This is a genomic window from Leclercia tamurae (assembly GCF_025566055.1).
Taxonomy (GTDB): Bacteria; Pseudomonadota; Gammaproteobacteria; order Enterobacterales; family Enterobacteriaceae; genus Enterobacter; species Enterobacter tamurae.
Genome location: NZ_JAMHKS010000013.1, coordinates 1 through 255, shown reverse-complemented (window position 1 = coordinate 255; position 255 = coordinate 1). Strand labels below are relative to the sequence as shown.

Below are 255 nucleotides of genomic sequence, written 5' to 3'. Positions count from 1 at the left end.
CTGACCACCTGTGTCGGTTTGGGGTACGATTTGATGTTACCTGATGCTTAGAGGCTTTTCCTGGAAGCAGGGCATTTGTTGCTTCAGCACCGTAGTGCCTCGTCATCACACCTCAGCGTTGAATAAGGTTCCGGATTTACCTGGAACCTCCGCCTACATGCTTAAACCGGGACAACCGTCGCCCGGCCAACATAGCCTTCTCCGTCCCCCCTTCGCAGTAACACCGAGTACAGGAATATTAACCTGTTTCCCATC

General features: G+C 52.5%; 1 rRNA gene. It reads right to left on the bottom strand.

What is annotated here, in order from left to right:
- Window positions 1-255: ribosomal RNA gene (locus tag M8318_RS00055) — 23S ribosomal RNA — on the bottom strand; the annotation flags it as partial.